Genomic DNA, 19,468 nt, shown 5'->3' on the forward strand with positions numbered 1-19,468 from the left:
TGGCAGCGCGCCGAATCTGACGTGTAGGTCCGAACGTCTAGGGTTCTGGTCCGTGCAGGCGACCGTGTCTACTTTTAACAGTGACGGCTCTGCCGTCGTTCTGCGTGATGACGGCGTTCTCGTCGACGTGAGTGCCGAAGCCGTCACGGCGGGTGGCTGGCGGATGCTGCGTCCGGGGCAGCGGGTGACCCTCGAACGTAGCCCCGACGGAGTCGTTACCGCTCTTCGCATGCCTGTTCTGTGACGAGGAGTTCATCAGACGGATGCCCTGGTTAGGGGCGCTCACGGCGATAGTGCGCCACAATGCGTGACGTGAGCAAGGACGACAACGACGGTAAGGCGACACCCTCCCGACGCCGCGCCCCGCGTGACAAAGCGGAAGCGGCGACCCCGCGCAAGCAGCCCCGCGCGGCGACCCGGCGAGTTTCGACGACCCGGGCGAAGGTCGAACGCGGTCCCACGGCCGCCGCCCCGTTGCGCGGCGTGCCTTCCGCACCGCCCGCGGTGACGTCCAGCGCGATACCGACCGACCTCCCGGACGACCGGTACTTCAACCGTGAACTGTCCTGGTTGGACTTCAACGCCCGCGTGCTCGCACTGGCCGAGGACTCCTCTCAGCCGCTGCTGGAGCGCGCGAAGTTCCTCGCGATCTTCGCCTCGAACCTGGACGAGTTCTACATGGTCCGGGTCGCGGGCCTGAAGCGGCGCGCGGAGACCGGTCTGTCGGTGCGCAGCGCGGACGGGCTGACGCCGCAAGAGCAGCTCGTGTCGATCTCCAAGCGCACCCAGGAACTCGTGGAGCAGCACGCCCGCACGTTCCTCGACCACATCCGGCCGGGCCTGGAAGAGCACCGGATCAGCATCGTGACGTGGGGCGACCTCACGGACTACGACCGCCTGAGGCTCTCCAACTACTTCAGCGAGCAGGTGTTCCCGGTCCTGACGCCGCTCGCGGTCGACCCGGCGCACCCGTTCCCCTACATCTCCGGGCTGTCGCTGAACCTCGCCGTGACCGTGCGCGATCCCGAGGGCGGCGGCGAGCGGTTCGCCCGTGTGAAGGTGCCGGACAACGTGCCGCGCCTGGTGCGGGTGGAAGGGGACCGGTCTTCCACTTCCGCGACGTTCCTGCCGTTGGAGGAACTCATCGCCGCGCACCTGGGCGAGCTGTTCGCCGGCATGGAGGTCATCGAGTGCCACGCGTTCCGGGTGACGCGCAACGCGGACCTCGAGGTCGAGGAGGACCGCGACGAGGACCTGTTGCAGGCGCTGGAACGCGAGCTCGCGCGGCGCCGGTTCGGTCCGCCGGTGCGCCTGGAGGTCGCCGACGACATGACCGAGCACATGCTCGAACTGTTGTTGCGGGAGATGGAGGTCGACCCGCACGACGTCGTGACCGTGCCCGGCCTGCTCGACCTGTCGTGCCTGTGGCAGCTCTACGGCATCGACCGCAAGACGTTGAAGGACCCGGCGTTCGTGCCGGCGACGCACCCGGCGTTCGGTGAGCGCGAGACGCCGAAGAGCGTTTTCGCGACGCTGCGCGAGGGCGACGTGCTCGTGCACCACCCGTACGACTCGTTCTCCACGTCGGTGCAGCGCTTCATCGAGCAGGCCGCGGCCGACCCGCACGTGCTCGCCATCAAGCAGACGCTGTACCGCACCTCCGGCGACTCGCCCATCGTGGACGCGCTGATCGACGCGGCCGAGGCGGGCAAGCAGGTCGTGGCGCTGGTGGAGCTGAAGGCGCGCTTCGACGAGCAGGCGAACATCAAGTGGGCGCGGGCGCTGGAGAAGGCGGGCGTGCACGTCGTCTACGGCCTGGTGGGCCTGAAGACGCACTGCAAGACGTCGCTCGTGGTGCGCCAGGAGGGCTCGACGATCCGCCGTTACTGCCACATCGGCACCGGCAACTACAACCCGAAGACTGCGCGGTTGTACGAGGACGTCGGCATCCTGACCGCCGAGCCGACGATCGGCGCGGACCTCACCGACCTCTTCAACGTGCTGACCGGCTATGCGCGCCAGGACGAGTACCGCTCTCTCCTCGTCGCGCCCTACGGCGTCCGCAAGGGCATCGTCGACCGGATCAACCTGGAGATCGAGCGCGCGCAGGCCGGTGAGCCTTCCGGTGTGCGCATCAAGGTGAACTCGCTCGTGGACGAGCAGGTCATCGACGCGCTGTACCGGGCGTCGCAGGCAGGCGTGCCCGTCGACGTGGTGGTGCGCGGCATCTGCGGCCTGAAGCCGGGCATCAAGGGACTGTCGGAGAACATCCAGGTGCGGTCGATCCTGGGCCGGTTCCTGGAGCACTCGCGCGTCTTCCACTTCGTCGCCTGCGACGAGTACTGGATCGGCAGCGCGGACATGATGCACCGCAACCTGGACCGCCGCGTCGAGGTGGCCCTGCGCGTGGCCGACCCGCGCCTGACCAAGCAGCTGGGCGACATGTTCGAGTCCGCCCTCGACCCGCACACGCGCTGCTGGGTCCTGCGCTCTGACGGAGAATGGGAGGCCTCGCCTTCGGACGGCTCGTCCGTGCGGGACCACCAGATGGAACTGCTGCACAGGCACGGAGCTCTTGGGTGATCAAAGCTGCTGGGGCGGTGCTCTGGCGCGACGCCGACGGTGACGTCGAAGTCGCGGTGGTGCACCGCCAGCGTTATGACGACTGGTCCCTGCCGAAAGGCAAACTCGACCACGGAGAGACGATTCCGGCCTGCGCCGTGCGCGAGATAGAGGAGGAGACGGGCTTCTCCTGTGTCCTCGGCCGCCATCTCCGGCAGGTGTCGTATTCGGTGAAAGGCGTGCCGAAGACGGTCGACTACTACTCCGCTCAGGCCGTTTCCGGTTCGTTCGTCCCCAATGAAGAGGTCGATCTGCTGCGGTGGCTGCCGATCGCCGAGGCGTCCGAACTGCTGACCTACGAACCGGACCGCGAGGTGCTGGCCGAGTTCGCCCGACTGCCCGCGGACCTGCTGGTCGTTCTGCTGGTGCGGCACGCGAAGGCCGGTAAGCGGTCGGAGTGGAACGGTGACGACGACCTCCGCCCGCTCTCAGACGCGGGCTGGCGCCAGGCCGCGGCGCTGCGCGCCATGTTGCCCCTGTGGGCACCGGTGCGCGTCCACACGGCGCCCAGGGTGCGTTGTGTGGACACCGTGCGAGGCGTGGCCGAGGACCTGGACGTGGAGATGGCCGAGGAGGTGCGCCTGTCGGAGGAGGGCTACTGGCCCGACCCCGACGCAGGCCTCGTGCGGCTGCTGGAGGTCGCTGCCCTGGAAGGCCGCGCCGTCCTCTCCTCACAGGGAGGCGTGATTCCGTCCGTCGTGCAGTCGCTGGCCGAAATGGGCGGGCTGCGGCTCGAGGAGATCCCCTGCAAGAAGGGCAGCACGTGGGTGCTGGCCTTCACCAGGCCGTTCGGCACCTGGTCCACTTCGGACTCGCCTTCGCGCTGGCCAACCCTGGTGTCGGCGCACTACCTGCCCTCCGCGCTGGCCCGCCCGTAAGGCTGTTCGCAGACGTTTTCAGCCGCCGTCCTCCCGCTCCGACGAAAGTTCGCCTGTGGCAACCAAGTCGGGCTGGAAGGCGGCGGTTTCGCTTGTGCCGGGAGCGTTCGCAGGCGTGGCGGCGTTATTTCTATTGGGACGCCACGCGTTCTCGCTGCGGGCCAGCAGCCACCCGCGCGCCTGATCCGCGAGTTCGCGTCGGTCGTCCAGTCGCCTCTTCGGGTCCACCGCCGCAGGCGATTCGGGCCGGAGCGGCGGCTGGACGACCGACTTCCCGGCGAACCCGCCGCCGTCTGCGGAGCAGCGGCCAAAATACAGCAACAACGCGGAAGGCCCCGGCGTGCGCACGCCGGGGCCTTCCGCGTTGTTGCTGAAGTGCTGAAGTGACGCAGCCTCCCTCAGGAGGCCCGTCTCACTTCTTCTTGGCAGCCGTCTTGCGAGCAGCCGGCTTCGCAGCCGCGGTCTTCGCGGCGGGCTTGGCAGCGGCGGTCGTCTTGGCAGCAGCCGGCTTGGCAGCGGCCGTGGCGCGCTTGGCCGGAGCCTTGGCAGCGGCCGTCTTGGTGGCGGCGGCCTTCGTGGCGGTCGCCTTCGCGGGCGCCTTGGCAGCAGCAGCGGGCTTCGCCGCGGCCGTGGTGGTGCGACGGGTCGCGGGCGCCTTGGTGGCGGCCGCGGCCGTGCGGGTGCGCGTCGTGGTCGTCGCGCGGGTCGTCGCGGCCTTGGTCGCCGGAGCCTTGGTAGCCGCGGGCTTCGCGGCAGCAGCGGCGGCGGGCTTCGCGGCGGCCTTGGCAGCAACGGCCTTCGGCAGCTTCTTCGCACCGCTGATGACGTCCTTGAACGTCGAGCCGGGGCGGAACGCGGGCACGTTGGTCTTCTTGACCTTCACGGTCTCGCCCGTGCGCGGGTTGCGCGCGGTGCGAGCCGCACGGGCGCGCTTCTCGAAGACGCCGAAGCCCGTGATGTTGACCTTCTCGCCCTTGTTGACGCTGCGGACGATCACGTCCACGAGGCCGTCAACAGCAGCACCGGCGGTCTTCTTGTCTCCAAGGCGCTCGGCGAGCGCCTCGATGAGCTGGGCCTTATTCACCGTCAGTCCCTCCCAGGACGCTCACGGCCCTAAGAGAGCGGGCCGACTAGAACGCAACGGTAGGCCCAAAACGCGAGAAATACCAATCGCCACGCCAGATTTTTCGTTGTGGCGTGGCTAATTGCGCCCCTTCGAGGGACAGGAGGCGCCGGATTCGCCCCTCTCAAGGGGAGAATCCGGCCCCCTCTCAGACCGCCGGAAGCGGATCCGTTGTGGGCAACCAAGTCTGGCGATTGCCCTCGAATGCGCTGATCTCGGGCTCGTGGCGCAACGTCAAAGCGATGTCGTCGAGGCCTTCGAGAAGGCGCCAGCGGGTGTAGTCGTCGATCTCGAACGGGGCTACCAAGTCCTTGGCGCGAACGGTCTTGTCGGTGAGGTCGACGGTGACCGGCGTGCCGGGTTCGGACTCCAGCACCTTCCACAGCAGCTCGACATCGGACTGGCTGCACTGCGCCGCCACGAGGCCCTGCTTGCCGGAGTTGCCCCGGAAGATGTCCGCGAACCGGGACGAGACGACGACCCGGAAGCCGTAGTCCATCAACGCCCAGACGGCGTGTTCACGAGAGGACCCGGTGCCGAAGTCGGGGCCCGCAACGAGGACGCTGCCCGCCTTGAAGGGCTCCTGGTTGAGGATGAAGTGCTCGTCCCCGCGCCAGGCGGCGAAGAGCCCGTCCTCGAACCCGGTGCGGGTCACGCGCTTGAGGTAGACGGCCGGGATGATCTGGTCGGTGTCCACGTTGGACCTGCGCAGCGGCACACCGACGCCCGTGTGGGTGGTGAAGGCATCCATGGTCAGTTCTCCAGGTCTGCGGGGGCCGACAGGGTGCCGCGCACGGCCGTGGCGGCGGCGACGAGCGGGGACACGAGGTGCGTCCGGCCGCCCTTGCCCTGCCTGCCCTCGAAGTTGCGGTTCGAGGTCGAGGCGCTGCGCTCGCCGGGCGCGAGCTGATCCGGGTTCATGCCAAGGCACATCGAGCAGCCGGCCTGCCGCCACTCGGCGCCCGCGTCGAGGAACACCTTGTCCAGGCCCTCGTCCTCCGCCTGCTTGCGCACCCGCATCGAACCGGGGACGACCAGCATCCGTACTCCTGAAGCGACGTGCTTCCCCTTGATGACGTCCGCCGCGGCGCGCAGGTCCTCGATGCGCCCGTTGGTGCAGGAGCCGAGGAACACCGTGTCCACGCGGATGTCGCGCAGTGGCGTGCCGGCCTCGAGGCCCATGTACGTCAGCGCCTTCTCGGCGGCCACGCGCTCGTTCTCGTCCGCGATCTTCTCGGGGTCGGGGATGTTCGCGCTCAGAGGCAGGCCCTGGCCGGGGTTCGTGCCCCACGTGACGAACGGGGTGAGCTCCGCCGCGTCGATGTGCACTTCCGCGTCGAAGGTCGCGTCGTCGTCGGTGCGCAGCGTCTTCCAGTATTCGACGGCCGCGTCCCAGTCCGCGCCGGACGGTGCGTGCGGACGCCCCTCGATGTAGTCGAAAGTCGTGTCGTCCGGTGCGATCATGCCGGCGCGGGCGCCCGCCTCGATCGACATGTTGCAGACCGTCATGCGCGCTTCCATCGACAGCGCCTCGATGGCGTCGCCGCGGTACTCGAGCACATACCCCTGCCCGCCACCGGTTCCGATCTTCGCGATGACGGCGAGGATGATGTCCTTCGCCGTGACGCCCTCGCCGAGCGGGCCGTTGACGTTGATGGCCATCGTCTTGAACGGGCGCAGCGGCAACGTCTGCGTCGCCATGACGTGTTCCACCTCGGACGTGCCGATGCCGAACGCGAGCGCGCCGAACGCACCGTGGGTGCTCGTGTGGCTGTCGCCGCACACCACCGTCATGCCCGGCTGCGTGAGGCCGAGCTGCGGGCCGACCACGTGGACGATGCCCTGCTCGAAGTCCCCCATGGGGTGCAGCCGCACGCCGAACTCCGCGCAGTTGCGCCGGAGCGTCTCGACCTGCGTGCGCGACACGAGATCCGCGATGGGCTTGTCGATGTCGACGGTCGGAACGTTGTGATCCTCGGTGGCGATCGTGAGATCGGCCCTGCGCAGCTTGCGGTTGGCAAGGCGGAGCCCGTCGAACGCCTGGGGGCTGGTGACTTCGTGCAGCAGGTGGAGGTCGATGTAAAGCAGGTCCGGCTCCGCACCACTTCCGTGGCGCACAACGTGTGCCTCCCACACCTTCTCCGCGAGCGTGCGGCTCATCGCGACATCTCCCACATCATGGACGCGCCGACAGATCTGGACTTCTCACTGTCTGGGAAGTTAGTATCGGCTTGTGGGACAGCATAGCGGGATCGGCGTGCTGGACAAGGCAGTGGCCGTGTTGAACGCCGTAGCAAAAGATCCTTGTGGCCTGGCCGAGTTGTGCAACCGCACCGGCCTCCCGCGAGCGACCGCACACCGCCTGGCCGTGGGCCTGGAAGTGCACCGGTTGCTGCGCCGAGGCTCCGACGGCCGCTGGCGTCCAGGCGCGGCTCTGGCCGAACTGGCGGGCGGCGCAACGGACCCGTTGCTGGACGCCGCCTCCTCCGTCCTGCCGCGCCTGCGCGACATCACGGGCGAAAGCGTGCAGCTCTACCGCCGCGACGGCATGCAGCGAGTCTGCGTCTCCTCAGCAGAACCCCCTTCGGGCCTGCGAGACACAGTCCCGATCGGCTCGAGGCTCCCGATGACAGCGGGCTCAGGTGCCAAAGTCCTGGCGGCGTGGTCGGACCCGGGCACCCAACGCGCGGTCCTGGCCGACGCCGTCTACGGCGAACGCACCCTCCTGGAAGTCCGCCGCCGTGGCTGGGCCCAAAGCGTGGCAGAACGAGAACCAGGCGTGGCCTCAGTCTCAGCACCGGTAAGGGACTCCGCAGGCGCGGTAGTGGCAGCAGTCTCAGTCTCAGGCCCGATCGACCGCATGGGCCGCCGCCCAGGGGCCCGCTGGGCAGCAGACCTACTGGCAGCAGCAGAAGCGCTACAAAGCCGCCTCTAAAGCACCAACGCCCCAACACAGGCCGTCCTCCACCAGGAGGACGGCCTTAGCGTCGCCACCCCACGACACGCCGCCCTTCCCAAACGACACGCGGCAAACCTGTCTCAACAGGCACCAGCCCAAACGGCCCAACACATCGAGCAGAAGCCTGTGACACACGCAACGAGCCCGAATGGCGACGAGAGATCCAAGGATTGCTACCCACGCCTATTGGTGAGGTGAGCAACAAAGGAAGCCCGAATAGCTTCGGCTCGCCCGATCAGCCCGATGCGAAGCGAGGGCACCCATTCGCAAGCGAAGCGACGCGCACACCGCAAGACACAGGTCACACCCACGCGGGGGTCCGGGGGCGGAGCCCGCCGGCTGGGGGTCTGGGGGCTCGGCCCCCAGAGGACACAGACGAAAGAGGCCTGTCTGCGCACTCCGCAGACAGGCCTCTGACACCTCTGTAGCCCCGAAGGGATTCGAACCCTCGCTACCGCCTTGAGAGGGCGGCGTCCTAGGCCGCTAGACGACGGGGCCCTAGAACTTCTTGCTGGTTTGAACCTTATCAGATCGCTCTGTCCGGTCCAAATCCGGCTATTCAGTTCCTTTTACTGCTGGGTCTTGCTTTGGGTCTTACATTTTCAGCAGCTCCGGAAGCATACCCGAGGGTAGTTCTTCCTTCGCAGCTGGGGTACCAGGACTCGAACCTAGACTAACTGAACCAGAATCAGTCGTGCTGCCAATTACACCATACCCCATTGGCTTTCACGATCGACTTCGTTGTCCCGCGGGAGTTCCGAGGTCCTCGTTGCTGCCGAGAGAAATACTAGACCACGCCCCCGGCAGAAGTGAAATCGGCCCCCACCTGAACGCATCCGCGCAGGTGGGGGCCGGTCTCGAAGGTGAACTCAGGCGCTGGCGGTGGAGAGCTCGCACACGAGGAGCTCCGGCAGTTCCGCGAGCGTCGTGATGGACGACAGGCCCGCGGGCAGTGAGCCGCCGGTGGGGCCGGTGCGGTTGATCCAGACACCGTGCATTCCGGCGTCCCGTGCGCCGATCGCGTCGGCGTGCAGCCGGTCTCCCACGTGGACGGTGTCACCGGGCGGGACGCCCAGTGCCAGGCACGCGGTGTGGAAGATCACGCGGTCCGGCTTGGCGCAGCCCACCTCTCCGGCGATCAGCACGGCGTCGAAGTACTCGGCGAGGCCGAGCTGGGCGATCTTCACGCGCTGGTGGCGGCCCGACGCGTTGCTGATCGCGGCGATCGGGAGGCCTGTGGCGCGCAGCCAGTCGAGCATCGGGATCGCGTCCGGGAACAGGCACCAGCCGGCGGAGAGGACCTCCTGGCGGCCGATTTCGCGGCGGGTCGCTTCCTCGAGCGACAGCTCCTCGCCGAGTGCGGCGAAGAAGGCCTGCGTGCGGATGTTGCGCATCTGCTCGTACTGGAGCTCGCCGGCGAGCTGGCGGGAGACGTGGTCGTCGGTGATCCTCTGCCACAACGACCAGGCGTCGGCGTTACCGACCATCGAGGCCAACGCGGCTCGCGAAGAAGCGCTGTAGTCGACAAGTGTGTCGTCGACGTCCAGGCACACAGCGCGGATCTCGCCGGTTCTCTTACGCGTGAAAGTCGGGGACGCAGTTGTCACTCCGGAAGGTTAGGTGCGAGGGGCCCTCGTCCGATTCGGCTAACGAGGTGATTCCTCTAGGTCCTTGCACGATCAAGCGGACCTTGAGGCCCCGAACGAACCAGTGACACTCCTCCGAGCGCCGAATGCAATCGGCCGGTCGAGTGTTGTTCGGCGACGTAACGATCTCCGGCGCGGCCGGCGGCGCGGCGAGCGCGGCACTCTAGCTCGCACAACGACATTTCGCACCAGTCGCAACCTTTTCGAGGCCTGGTGTACCAGACCGTCCACATTAGACGGACCCGAACGAGAGCCACGCCACTCGGCACCGGCTTGACGCACATCGCGATCACGAGCATGCTGAGTTTATTCAACACTGGTTGAAAAGAGGGGATCGACATGGAGAGGACGACCTGTCTCGTCGTCGGCGGCGGACCTGCGGGAATGGTGCTGGGACTGCTCCTGGCCCGCGGTGGCGTCGAGGTCACGGTGCTCGAGAAGCACGGAGACTTCCTGCGCGACTTCCGCGGCGACACGGTGCACGCGTCGACGCTCACGCTGCTGGACGAGCTGGGGCTCGGTCCGGCGTTCGCACAGGTGCCGCACCAGGACGTCGACAAGATCGAGGCGCTGCTCGACGGCGGCGCCAAGGCCACGATCGCCGACCTGTCGCGACTGCCCGGCCCGAACAAGCGCATCGCGATGGTGCCGCAGTGGGACTTCCTGGACCTGCTGGCGGACGCGGGCAGGCTCGAACCGACGTTCACGCTGCGGATGAACACCGAGGTCACCGAGATCACCAGGAGCGGCGACAAGGTCACGGGTGTGAAGTACCGGGATCGCGTCGACGGGCACGAGGGCGAGTACGCCGCCGACCTCGTCGTCGCGGCCGACGGGCGGAGCTCGATCCTGCGCGCGGCCGTGGAACTCCCGGTCTACAGCTTCGGCGCGCCGATGGACGTGTGGTGGTTCCGCTTGCCGCGCAACGAAAGCGACGCCGTCAAGGGCGGTGCCGGCAGGTTCAGCGCCGGCAGCGCGCTGGTGCTCATTCCACGCGGCGAGTACTTCCAGTGCGCCTTCCTGATCCGCAAGGGGACGGACCAGGCGGTGCGCGCCGAGGGCATCGAGAAGTTCCGCGAACGCGTCGTCACGCTCGTCCCGTGGCTCGCGGACCGGGTGCGCCACATCACCGACCTCGACGAGGTGAAGCTGCTGGACGTGAAACTGGACAGGTTGCGCCAGTGGCACGTCGACGGTCTGCTGTGCATCGGTGACGCGGCGCACGCGATGTCACCGGTCGGCGGCGTCGGCATCAACCTGGCCGTGCAGGACGCGGTGGCGGCGGCGACCCTGCTCGCCAAGCCGTTGAAGGAGGGCCGGGTCACGAACGCGACGCTCGCGAAGGTGCGCGGGCGCAGGCTCTTCCCGACCGTGGTGATCCAGACCATGCAGCGGGTGATCCACCGGCTGTTCCTCGGCCGCAAGCTCAACAGCACCGAGACGGTGTCCAGCACGGGCATGCCGCTGCCGCTCAAGATCGTGCAGAAGCTGCCGTTCCTCCAGGCGGTTCCTGCCTACGTGGTCGCGATCGGCCCACGCCCCGAGCACGCGCCTGACTTCGCCAGGAGGGATCCGCAGACCATCGTCAGGTCGTGACGAACGCCTCGGAGCTCTCGCCGAGCACCATCGCCACGGCGTGGGCGCGGTCACGGGCGCCCAGCTTGCGCAGGATCGCCTTCACGTGGGTCTTCACGGTGTCGTTGCTGATGAAGAGCCGCTGGGCGATGCGGGCGTTGTCCATGCCCTTCGCCATCTCGGCCAGCACGTCGAACTCCCGCGCCGACAGCCGGCCGAGCGACGCGGGAGGCGGCATCCGCGCGGGCAGGCGCACGAGCGACCCCACCCGCGCGTCGATCGTGGCCGGAGCACCCCGCACCGCGGCCGCGATCAGCGGCAACAGCTCGGCCACGGGCGAGGTCTTCAGCAGGTAGGCCACCGCGCCGGCGTCGAGCGCCGCGCGGGCCCAGCTCGGACTGTCCGCATTGGACAACACGACCACGCGGGCGCTCGGCCGGTACTGCGCCGTGTCCCGCACGGTGCGCAGCGGTCCGGCGCCCGGCACGTCGAAGTCCGTGACGACCAGGTCCACCAGGGTGCCGCGCAGACTGCGCGCAGCCTCGGCCACGGTGTGGGCGATGCCCACAACGCGGAAGCAGTGCGTGCGGTGCAGTGAGAGCCGCAGCCCTTCGGTGATGAGCTGCGATCCGTCGACCAGCAACACACGGGTGGACGCCAGGTCCGTCATGACACCGGGAAGTTACTCGCGGGTACCCGGATGCGTAACCTGCCGGACGCCGGATTGCTCCGTACGGCTACCTATTTGCGACCGGATTGGTGAGCGTGCCAAGGCCGTCCACAGTCACGGAGACCGTCTGTCCGGCCCTCATCGGCCCGACACCGGCCGGCGTGCCGGTCAGGATCAGGTCGCCCGGCAGCAGCGTCATGATGCCGGACACGTACTCCACGAGTGACGGAATGTCGTGCACCATCAACGAAGTACGGCCGTCTTGTTTGACTTCCCCGTCAACTTCGGTGACGACGCGGACGTCCGACGGGTCGAAGTCGGTCTCGATGAACGGACCCAACGGGCAGAACGTGTCAAAACCCTTGGCACGCGTGAACTGCACGTCCTTCTTCTGCAGGTCGCGCGCCGTGACGTCGTTGGCGATCGTGTAGCCCATGATCACACCGGCGGCCTTGGCCTTCGGCACGTCGCGGCACGGCTGGCCGATGATGACGGCCAGCTCGCCCTCGAAGTCGACGCGTTCGGACACGGCCGGGAGCTTGATCTCGACGTTCGGGCCGACCACCGACGTGTTGGGCTTGAAGAACAGCAACGGCTCCGCGGGAACCTCGTTGCCGAGCTCCTTCGCGTGGTCCGCGTAGTTCCGGCCCACACCAATGATCTTGGTGGGCAGGATGGGAGCGAGCAGCCTCACGTCCGCCAACGGCCACTTCCGGCCGGTGAACGTGGGCGTGCCGAAGGGGTGTTCGGCGATTTCCGCGGCCTCGTCGCCTTGAACGGCGACGAAGGCCACGCCAGCAGGATGAGCAATTCGGGCGATGCGCACAGACAGAGTTTACGGGCCGCCCTGGCGCGCGCTCAGGCAACAACGGGCCGCCCCAGCGCTCGCCCAGGCAACCAACGCGACGGCCCAACGCCTGCTGAGCAACAACAGGGCGCCCCAGCACTCGCCCAAGCAACCAAAGCGCCGACACAAGCGCCTGCCGGGCGACAACGGACGCCGCGAAGACGCCCCGGCGGTCGCTTGGGCAACACCCTGCCTGTACTGCCTACTCGTTCAAAACACTGTTCAAAGCACAGCCCTCATGGATTTGTGCACCAACGCGTCACACAGCGCCAGCCAACTCGCCTCGACGATGTTCCCGTGCACACCCACGGTCGTCCACTCCCGCTCGCCATCGGTGGACTCCACCAGTACGCGCGTCACGGCATCCGTACCGGGATGCTCGGTGAGGATGCGCACCTTGTAGTCAGCCAACTCCACCGTGTCCAACCAGGACAGGTGCGGCAACAACGCCTTGCGCAGCGCCGCGTCCAGGGCGTGCACGGGCCCGATGCCCTCGGCGGTGGCGATGACCCGCTCCCCCGCCACGTGCACCTTGACCGTGGCCTCGGACACGATCTCGCCGTCCGACCGGTGGTCGAGCACGACCCGGTAGGACTCCAGGGTGAACGGAGGAGTGTCCAGTTCGGACAGCTCGGAGCGCAGCAGGAGTTCCATCGAGGCGTCGGCGGCCTCGAACGACCAGCCCTTCGCCTCCAGGTCCTTCACGCGCTTCAACGCGCTGCCTACCTCGGTCCCCCGGCCGGCCAGGTCGAGCCCGAACTCACGTCCCTTGAGTTCGATGCTCGCCCGACCGGCCATCTCGGTGACCAGCACCCGCATGTCGTTGCCGACGGTGTCCGGATCGATGTGGTTGTACAGCTCCGGATCCACCTTGATCGCGCTCGCGTGCAGACCCGCCTTGTGAGCGAATGCTGACGACCCGACGTAGGCCTGGTGGGTGTCGGGTGCGATGTTCGCGATCTCGGCCAACGCATGGGAGACACGGGTGAGCTCGGCCAGTGCCCCGATCGGGAGCACCTCCATGCCGAGTTTGGTCACGAGGTTTCCCACGACGGCGAACAGGTCCGCATTGCCTGCTCGCTCGCCATATCCGTTGGCGGTGCACTGAACGTGCGTCGCGCCCGCCTGAACGGCCGCGAGGGTGTTCGCCACCGCGCAGGACGTGTCGTCCTGGCAGTGGATTCCTACTCGGAAACCGGTCTTTGCGACGACCTCCGCGACCGTCTCCGCGAGCCCCAGCGGCAACTGCCCGCCGTTCGTGTCGCACAGCACGACGACGTCCGCGCCACCCTCCACAGCGGACTCCAGCACGCGCAGACTCGTGTCGGGTGAGAACGCGTACCCGTCGAAGAAGTGCTCGGCGTCGAGGAAGACGCGCCTGCCGTGGTCCTTCAGGAACCGGACGGTGTCGCGCACCATCTTCAGGTTCTCCCCGGCATCCGTGCGCAACGCGCGCTCGATGTGCCTGAGGTCCGACTTGGCCACCAGCGTCACCACCGGCGCCTGCGAGTCGAGCAACGCCTTGACCTGCGGGTCTTCCTCGACCTTGGCCCCGGCCTTGCGCGTCGCCCCGAACGCGACCAGCTTGGCGTGCTTCAGCTCCAGGTCACCGGCCGCCGCACGCGCGAAGAACTCCGTGTCCTTAGGCATGGCGCCGGGCCAGCCGCCCTCGATGAACCCGACGCCGAGCCCGTCCAGCAGCCGCGCGACCGCGAGCTTGTCCGTGACGGAGTACGAAATGCCCTCACGTTGTGCGCCATCGCGCAACGTCGTGTCGTAGACGTGGAATGCGTCGGTCGGGCCGGCCATCGGGGTCATCTCCTCATCCGGGCAAACAAAAAGACCCCCCGCGGGATGCGAGAGGTCTGCGCGTCGGGTGCCAGGGGCGGCAACTACCCGACGCGCTCGTCAATAATGATGGCGATGTGCTGAACCATGTCCCGGATGCTGCCACAGCTCCGCTCGGCGTACCAAGCGACGGGAGGAAATCTCCCACTATCTGGTCACGGGTTCACGCCTGTGACACCACCTCCGCAAGGCGACGGCCCGCACGGCAGGCATCGCGCACGAGGCCTGGTGTGGCGATGCGAAGCGAGCCGTCTGAACCTAGGGCGCCGGGTTGCGGTGCACCCCGCTCATGCCGATTGGGGCTTGACCTTGAGGGGCGGGATGCTCCCCTCACGGGCACGGCCGGGCGCTTTCAGCCCGGCCTTTTCCCGGCCGTCCAAGCGTCCCGCCAGAGGCTCGAGGTAAAGCCCTAATCGCAACCCCGCGCAGTTCCGTCACGACCCGCAGGACCACCCTCGCAAGGCGACGGGCCGCACGGCAGGCGCCCTCCGCTGGAACGTGACCGCCTACCCGCAACCCGGCCCGCGACTCAGCTCCCGGCCAGGAACTTCGCGAACGCCTCGATCGAAGCCGCGTTGCGAGGCGACTCCACCAACGCCGCATAGGGCAACGAGAAGAACCGCTTCCCCTTCACAGCAGGTGAGTTGGCCAACGGCGCGAATCCCTCCAGGAACGCCTGCTTCTGCTGGGGAGTGTTCGCCTCCCCGTCCGCATAATCCACGATGAGCACGACCTCGGGATCACGCTGCACCACGGTCTCCCAGTTGACCGTCGTCCAGCTGTCGTTCAGGTCCCCGAAGATGTTGTCCCCGCCGGCCTTGGCGATGATGTCCTGCGGCGCCGCGTTCTTCCCGGACGTGAACGGCTGGTCCTGCCCGCTGTCGTAGAGGAACACCTTCGGCCGCGGCTTCCCGGCCATCAGCCGTCCGGCGTTGGCGATCTGCTCCTGGTAGGTCCTCACCAGTTCCTCGGCCTTGGCCTCGACCCGGAAGATCTTCCCGAGGTTGCGCAGGTCCGTGTACAGCGCGTCGAGCGCGGGCATGATCCCCCGCTGCTTCCCGACACCGTTGCGGCAGGCCTCGGTCAGCTGGTAGGTCCCGATCCCCAGGGCCTTCAACGCGTCCGGGGTGAAGCCGGTGCTCTCGCTGAACCCGTAGTTCCAGCCGGCGAAGACGAGGTCCGCGTTCGCGCCCTGCACGACCTCCTTGGACACGAGATCGGACAGGTGCTTCACGCTCTCGAAGTCGGCCTTCCAGGGCGAGGTGCGCACGTCGACGGTGTCGACGCCGGAGACGACGTAGCCCGCCATCCGGTCCTTCAGGCCCAGCGCGAACATCAGCTCGGTGATGCCGGTGTCGTTGGTGACCACTTTGGACGGGATCTTGTCGAACGTGACCTGCCGGCCGCAGTTCGTGATCGTCACGGGGTCGGACGTGGAGGGTTCCTGGGCGACCGTGGCGCCGCAGCCGGAAACCAGCAGCACAGCGGCCAGGACAACGGTTCTCAAGGGGTGACCTCCTGGTCGAACAGGAGCTGGGGCACTCCCGTTGTGGGGTGAGCGACCACGTGCGCGGTGACGTGGAAGACCTTGGCGATCAGTTCGGGGACCAGGACTTCGGCCGGTGTGCCGGACGCGACCACGCGGCCCTCGTCGAGGACGTACAGGCGGTCGCAGTAGGACGCGGCGAGGTTCAGGTCGTGCAGGACGGTGAGCACGGTGATGCCCAGTCCGCGCGCGAGCCCGAGGACGTCGAGCTGGTGGCGGATGTCGAGGTGGTTCGTCGGCTCGTCGAGCACGAGCACGCGTGGTTCCTGGGCGATCGCGCGCGCGATGAGCACGCGCTGGCGTTCGCCGCCGGAGAGGCTGAGGAAGCTGCGGGAGGCGAGGTGCGACACGTCCACCGTGGCCAGCGCGTCGGACACCACCCGCGCGTCACGGGCGGGATCACGGTCGTGCGGCAGCCTGCCCATCTCCACGACCTCGGCGACCGTGAAGTCGAACTCGACCTGCGACTCCTGGGTCAGGGCGGCGAGGTGGCGGGCGACGAAGTGTCGCTTGTGGACGTTCTCGCCACCGAGCACGACGGTGCCCGCGTCCGGCTTCAGCGCCCGGTACACGCAGCGCAACGTCGTGGACTTGCCGCTGCCGTTCGGGCCGACGATGCCGACGACCTCGGCCGAGGCGTGCAACGTGATGTCGGAGACGATGTTCCGGACGGTGACGCCGGTGAGCTCGACCCGCATCAGCTGCCTCCGAAGACGTACGACCTGCGGCGCATCAGGAAGATGAAGCACGGCACGCCGAGCGCGGCGGTGATGACGCCGAGCGGCAGTTCCTCCGGCGCCGCGAGCATCCGCGCGGCCACGTCGACCCACACCAGGAACGAGGCTCCGGCCAGCGGCGCGAGGGCGAGCACCTTGCGGTGGTCGGCGCCCACGACCATGCGCGTCAGGTGCGGCAGCATCAGCCCGACGAACCCGACGGCCCCGCTGACCGCCACCAGCACGCCGGTCATGGCCGCGGTGACGATGAACAGGTGCGTGCGGAACCGGTTCACGGCCACGCCGAGCGTGGTCGCGGTCTCGTCGCCCATCGCCATCGCGTTGAGCTGCCGCGCCTTGGTCGCCAGGTAGACGATGCCCGCCGCGGTCACCACGGCGGCGACGGGCAGCGACTGCCAGTTCGCACCGCCGAGGCTGCCGAGCAACCAGAACATGGCGGCCCGCGCCGCCTCACCTCGCGGCGCCTGGAACACCAGCAGCATCGCCACGGCGGAGAACCCGTACGCCAGCGCGGTTCCGGTCAGCACCAGTCGCAACGGTGTGAGCCCTCGGCTCGTGCGCGCGGTGATGTAGACCAGTGCGGTGGCGCCGAGGCCGGTCAGGAACGCCCCCACGGACAGCGCGTAGACGCCGAGGCCGGAGAGCACCCCGAGCGTCGCCACGGCCGTCGCGCCCACGCTCGCGCCCGACGAGATGCCGAGCACGTAGGGGTCGGCGAGCGCGTTGCGGACCATGGCCTGGATCGCCACGCCGACGGTGCTCAGGCCCGCGCCCACGACGGCGGCCAGCAGGACGCGGGGAAGCCGGATGTCCCAGACGATGTGGTACTGCCCGGCGAGGCCGGCGGGGATCGTACCGCCGGTGAACGCCTCCCAGAGCAGGTCGGCGGTGACGCCGAACGGAACGGAGACGGGGCCGAGCGCGACGCCCGCCACGATGCTGACGACGAGCACGCCGATGAGCGCGCCGATCTTGGAGATCACTTGGTCCTTCCCGCAGTCCACGGCGGAATCGGAAACACAGGCCGGCCGTGTGCGGGTGTTCGGGCTCGTCCTCACGAGGAGGCCTACCGTTGCGGGTCAGCGCCGGACTTCGACCGGACTTCCCCCACGCACGACTGAGGCGACCCTACCTGCGGAAACAGGAAGTTCGGAAATTCTGGGGGTGTGATGTCGATCCAGCCCGCGCCCGTTCGACCTGTGGGCGTCACCGAGGAAGACAGCGAGCAGGGAGACACACCGTGAAGTACATGCTGATCATGCGCGCCACCGACGAGGCCTTCGCGAACATGGGCGAGTTCGACTTCGACAAGATGCTGGAGACGGTCGGCGCGTTCAACGAGGAGCTGATCCGCGCCGGCGTGCTGCTGGCCGCGGAGGGTCTTTCCGAGGCGTCCGAGGGCATCGTCGTCGACTACTCCGTCGAACCCCCGGTCGTCACGGACGGCCCGTACGGCGAGACCAAGGAGCTGTTCAACGGCTTCTACCTGCTCAACGTCTCCTCGAAGGAGGAGGCGGTCGAGTGGGCCAAGCGCATGCCGATGACGGGCCCCGGGTTCAAGACCGAGATCCGCCGGGTGCCGTCCATCGACGAGTTCCCGCAGGACAACGAGTGGATCCAGAAGGAGCGCGCGTGGCGTGAGGCCAACGGCCAGCTCTGAGCAGCGCGCGGAAACGCCGAAGCCCCGGCCGGAGGATTCCGGCCGGGGCTTCACAACGTCTGGCAGAACTCAGCCCGTGCGCACGTTCGACGACACGAGAGCCGCGAGCCTGTCACCGATCGCGTAGGTCTGCCCCGGCGACTGGTGGTCACGCGTGGCGAGATCGAACGCCACGGAGGCCTCGATCCTGCGTGCCGACTCGCGCTCGCCGAGGTGGTCGAGCAGCAGCGCGACCGACAGCACGGCGGCCGTCGGGTCGGCGATGCCCTGGCCCGCGATGTCCGGTGCCGAACCGTGGACCGGCTCGAACATCGACGGGTTGCGACGAGTCGCGTCCATGTTCCCCGACGCGGCCAGGCCGATGCCACCCGTGACGGCGGCGGCGAGGTCGGTCAGAATGTCGCCGAACAGGTTGTCGGTGACGATCACGTCGTAGCGGGCCGGGTCGGTGACCATGTGAATGGTCGCCGCGTCCACGTGCTGGTAAGCCACGGTGACGTCCGGGTGCTGCAGCGACACCTCCTCGACGACGCGCGACCACAACGAGCCGGCGTGCGTGAGGACGTTCGTCTTGTGCACCAAGGTCAGGTGCCGGCGCGGACGGTTCGACGCACGCGCGAAGGCGTCCCGGACCACGCGCTCGACGCCGAACGAGGTGTTCAGCGAGACCTCGGTGGCGATCTCGTGCGGCGTGTCCTTGCGGAGCAGGCCGCCGTTGCCCGCGTACGGGCCCTCGGTGCCCTCGCGCACCACCACCATGTCGATCTCCGGCGGGTCCGCGAGCGGGCTGCGGACACCGGGGTAGAGACGAGCCGGGCGGAGGTTCACGTGGTGGTCGAGTTCGAAGCGCAGCCTCAGAAGCAGGCCCCGCTCCAGAATTCCGCTCGGCACCGACGGGTCGCCGACCGCGCCGAGCAGGATCGCGTCGTGCTGGCGAAGCTCTCCCAGCACCGACTCGGGCAACAACTCTCCCGTGGCGTGCCAGCGCGCCGCGCCGAGGTCGTAGCGAGTGATCTCGGCCGCCGGAACGACCTCGTTGAGGACCTTCAGGGCCTCAGCGATGACCTCGGGCCCGATCCCGTCTCCTGGGATCACTGCGAGCCGCATCCACACACCTCCCAGGTGTCAGTCCCCAATTGGTGGGACTACTTTCCTTCGCGAAAGGCTACCGGCATCGCGGGTGCTCGCCGCATGCCGGACACCCCATCGGGGTGTTATCTCCCGTACTGCGGGACACCCACACGGCCCATATCCAACTTTCGAGTGTCACTCGACCGCAGGAACGGGGTCGCGTCAAGGGGTGACGGCAGGCAGTTCCGGGCCGTGACGAGCCGGGAGGCCCGGTTCCAAACGAAGA

The 19,468-nt window shown here is 68.1% G+C and carries 17 protein-coding genes, 2 tRNA genes and 1 riboswitch; of the genes, 5 read left to right on the forward strand and 14 right to left on the reverse strand.

Annotation, left to right across the window (positions count from 1 at the left end; genetic code table 11):
* Nucleotides 1-312 precede the first annotated feature (312 nt).
* The gene (locus DFR72_RS06640; protein ID WP_425459874.1) at nucleotides 313-2,583 is read left to right on the forward strand and encodes an RNA degradosome polyphosphate kinase; all 2,271 of its coding nucleotides are present in this window, start codon (nucleotides 313-315) and stop codon (nucleotides 2,581-2,583) included.
* Nucleotides 2,583-3,500, forward strand: a complete 918-nt coding sequence (locus DFR72_RS06645; RefSeq protein WP_245982739.1) for an NUDIX hydrolase — start codon at nucleotides 2,583-2,585, stop codon at nucleotides 3,498-3,500. The genes DFR72_RS06640 and DFR72_RS06645 overlap by 1 nt, the downstream gene beginning before the upstream one ends.
* Nucleotides 3,501-3,518: 18 nt before the next feature.
* Here the strand turns inward: DFR72_RS06645 and DFR72_RS44895 are convergent, their stop codons facing one another.
* The 4 genes from DFR72_RS44895 to leuC form a co-directional block, all read right to left on the reverse strand.
* Nucleotides 3,519-3,848, reverse strand: a complete 330-nt coding sequence (locus DFR72_RS44895; protein WP_143086738.1) for a hypothetical protein — start codon at nucleotides 3,846-3,848, stop codon at nucleotides 3,519-3,521.
* A gap of 64 nt (nucleotides 3,849-3,912) precedes the next feature.
* Nucleotides 3,913-4,584 (reverse strand): HU family DNA-binding protein, encoded by a 672-nt coding sequence (locus DFR72_RS06650; RefSeq protein ID WP_090066468.1) that lies wholly within the window; start codon nucleotides 4,582-4,584, stop codon nucleotides 3,913-3,915.
* Between the two features lie 187 nt (nucleotides 4,585-4,771).
* Nucleotides 4,772-5,374: a 3-isopropylmalate dehydratase small subunit gene (leuD, locus tag DFR72_RS06655; RefSeq protein ID WP_030479748.1), complete on the reverse strand. Its 603-nt coding sequence runs from the start codon at nucleotides 5,372-5,374 to the stop codon at nucleotides 4,772-4,774.
* Between the two features lie 2 nt (nucleotides 5,375-5,376).
* Nucleotides 5,377-6,783 (reverse strand): 3-isopropylmalate dehydratase large subunit, encoded by a 1,407-nt coding sequence (gene leuC / locus DFR72_RS06660; protein ID WP_090066469.1) that lies wholly within the window; start codon nucleotides 6,781-6,783, stop codon nucleotides 5,377-5,379.
* A gap of 73 nt (nucleotides 6,784-6,856) precedes the next feature.
* Here leuC and DFR72_RS06665 point away from each other — a divergent pair, with 73 nt between their 5' ends.
* The gene (locus DFR72_RS06665; protein WP_170176156.1) at nucleotides 6,857-7,558 is read left to right on the forward strand and encodes an IclR family transcriptional regulator; all 702 of its coding nucleotides are present in this window, start codon (nucleotides 6,857-6,859) and stop codon (nucleotides 7,556-7,558) included.
* Between the two features lie 449 nt (nucleotides 7,559-8,007).
* On the opposite strand, the gene DFR72_RS06670 is transcribed toward DFR72_RS06665, so the two are convergent.
* The 3 genes from DFR72_RS06670 to DFR72_RS06680 all read right to left on the reverse strand — a co-directional run bounded on the left by DFR72_RS06670 (nucleotide 8,008) and on the right by DFR72_RS06680 (nucleotide 9,189).
* Nucleotides 8,008-8,080: transfer RNA gene (locus DFR72_RS06670), tRNA-Glu, on the reverse strand.
* A gap of 149 nt (nucleotides 8,081-8,229) precedes the next feature.
* A tRNA-Gln gene (locus tag DFR72_RS06675) sits at nucleotides 8,230-8,301 on the reverse strand.
* 150 nt (nucleotides 8,302-8,451) lie between these two features.
* Entirely contained in the window at nucleotides 8,452-9,189 is a 738-nt protein-coding gene (locus tag DFR72_RS06680) for an HAD family hydrolase (RefSeq protein ID WP_245982593.1), read from the reverse strand.
* 378 nt (nucleotides 9,190-9,567) lie between these two features.
* On the opposite strand from DFR72_RS06680, the gene DFR72_RS06685 reads away from it, so the two are divergent.
* Nucleotides 9,568-10,824: an FAD-dependent oxidoreductase gene (locus DFR72_RS06685; protein WP_090066471.1), complete on the forward strand. Its 1,257-nt coding sequence runs from the start codon at nucleotides 9,568-9,570 to the stop codon at nucleotides 10,822-10,824.
* Here the strand turns inward: DFR72_RS06685 and DFR72_RS06690 are convergent.
* The 6 genes from DFR72_RS06690 to DFR72_RS06715 form a co-directional block, all read right to left on the reverse strand.
* Entirely contained in the window at nucleotides 10,814-11,473 is a 660-nt protein-coding gene (locus DFR72_RS06690) for a response regulator transcription factor (protein ID WP_090066472.1), read from the reverse strand. The genes DFR72_RS06685 and DFR72_RS06690 overlap by 11 nt on opposite strands.
* Before the next feature lie 67 nt (nucleotides 11,474-11,540).
* Nucleotides 11,541-12,299: a fumarylacetoacetate hydrolase family protein gene (locus DFR72_RS06695; protein ID WP_090066473.1), complete on the reverse strand. Its 759-nt coding sequence runs from the start codon at nucleotides 12,297-12,299 to the stop codon at nucleotides 11,541-11,543.
* Nucleotides 12,300-12,542: 243 nt separating this feature from the next.
* Nucleotides 12,543-14,129, reverse strand: a complete 1,587-nt coding sequence (gene cimA / locus DFR72_RS06700) for a citramalate synthase (RefSeq protein WP_245982596.1) — start codon at nucleotides 14,127-14,129, stop codon at nucleotides 12,543-12,545.
* Nucleotides 14,130-14,697: 568 nt separating this feature from the next.
* Nucleotides 14,698-15,675 carry an ABC transporter substrate-binding protein gene (locus DFR72_RS06705; RefSeq protein WP_090066475.1) on the reverse strand — a complete coding sequence of 326 codons (978 nt, stop codon included), beginning with the start codon at nucleotides 15,673-15,675 and terminating at the stop codon, nucleotides 14,698-14,700.
* Nucleotides 15,672-16,412 (reverse strand): ABC transporter ATP-binding protein, encoded by a 741-nt coding sequence (locus DFR72_RS06710; protein WP_090066476.1) that lies wholly within the window; start codon nucleotides 16,410-16,412, stop codon nucleotides 15,672-15,674. The genes DFR72_RS06705 and DFR72_RS06710 overlap by 4 nt, the downstream gene beginning before the upstream one ends.
* A complete protein-coding gene (locus DFR72_RS06715) occupies nucleotides 16,412-17,434 on the reverse strand; it encodes a FecCD family ABC transporter permease (protein ID WP_245982599.1) in 1,023 nt (340 codons plus the stop codon). The genes DFR72_RS06710 and DFR72_RS06715 overlap by 1 nt, the downstream gene beginning before the upstream one ends.
* Nucleotides 17,435-17,468: 34 nt before the next feature.
* A riboswitch (cobalamin riboswitch) is annotated at nucleotides 17,469-17,597 on the reverse strand.
* Nucleotides 17,598-17,691: 94 nt separating this feature from the next.
* Here DFR72_RS06715 and DFR72_RS06720 point away from each other — a divergent pair.
* Nucleotides 17,692-18,111 carry a YciI family protein gene (locus DFR72_RS06720; protein WP_090066478.1) on the forward strand — a complete coding sequence of 140 codons (420 nt, stop codon included), beginning with the start codon at nucleotides 17,692-17,694 and terminating at the stop codon, nucleotides 18,109-18,111.
* 69 nt (nucleotides 18,112-18,180) lie between these two features.
* Here the strand turns inward: DFR72_RS06720 and DFR72_RS06725 are convergent, their stop codons facing one another.
* The gene (locus DFR72_RS06725; RefSeq protein ID WP_090066765.1) at nucleotides 18,181-19,218 is read right to left on the reverse strand and encodes a 3-isopropylmalate dehydrogenase; all 1,038 of its coding nucleotides are present in this window, start codon (nucleotides 19,216-19,218) and stop codon (nucleotides 18,181-18,183) included.
* Nucleotides 19,219-19,468 lie beyond the last annotated feature (250 nt).

The sequence above is a fragment of the Lentzea flaviverrucosa genome (assembly GCF_003350445.1).
Lineage (GTDB): Bacteria > Actinomycetota > Actinomycetes > Mycobacteriales > Pseudonocardiaceae > Lentzea > Lentzea californiensis.

Excerpts from the sequence above, each read along its gene's own strand:
- leuD (WP_030479748.1), bottom strand. The coding sequence starts at position 5,374 with ATGGATGCCTTCACCACCCACACGGGCGTCGGTGTGCCGCTGCGCAGG.
- cimA (WP_245982596.1), bottom strand. The coding sequence starts at position 14,129 with ATGGCCGGCCCGACCGACGCATTCCACGTCTACGACACGACGTTGCGC.
- DFR72_RS06725 (WP_090066765.1), bottom strand. The coding sequence starts at position 19,218 with ATGCGGCTCGCAGTGATCCCAGGAGACGGGATCGGGCCCGAGGTCATC.
- DFR72_RS06685 (WP_090066471.1), top strand. The coding sequence starts at position 9,568 with ATGGAGAGGACGACCTGTCTCGTCGTCGGCGGCGGACCTGCGGGAATG.
- DFR72_RS06710 (WP_090066476.1), bottom strand. The coding sequence starts at position 16,412 with ATGCGGGTCGAGCTCACCGGCGTCACCGTCCGGAACATCGTCTCCGAC.
- DFR72_RS06690 (WP_090066472.1), bottom strand. The coding sequence starts at position 11,473 with ATGACGGACCTGGCGTCCACCCGTGTGTTGCTGGTCGACGGATCGCAG.
- leuC (WP_090066469.1), bottom strand. The coding sequence starts at position 6,783 with ATGAGCCGCACGCTCGCGGAGAAGGTGTGGGAGGCACACGTTGTGCGC.